Raw genomic sequence first — 236 nt, 5'->3', positions numbered from 1 at the left:
CAGCGCGTTGTCGTAGGAGTCGCCGACCGAGCCCATCGACGGCAGAATTCCGATGTCCGCCAGGCGTTGCGCGAAGCGAATCGAGGTGTAGGTCGAGCCTCTGTCACTGTGGTGGATCAGCTGCCCGCCGCGTACGTCGCGGGACCAGATCGCGTACTCCAGGGCGCCGAGCACGAGGCTGGTGTCGCAGCGGTCGCTGGTCTTCCAGCCCACGATCCGGTTGGAGAAGGCGTCAC

Annotated in this window: 1 protein-coding gene; it reads right to left on the bottom strand. The window is 66.1% G+C overall.

The window, feature by feature from the left end; genetic code table 11:
- Positions 1–236, bottom strand: a 236-nt coding sequence (locus ADL03_RS08840) for a DDE-type integrase/transposase/recombinase (protein ID WP_157528373.1), incomplete at both ends; no start/stop codon positions are given.

It is taken from the genome of Nocardia sp. NRRL S-836 (genome assembly GCF_001279525.1).
Taxonomy (GTDB): Bacteria; Actinomycetota; Actinomycetes; order Mycobacteriales; family Pseudonocardiaceae; genus Lentzea.
The sequence above is the reverse complement of the archived record's forward strand: the minus strand, read 5'-3'. Positions and strand labels throughout refer to the sequence as shown.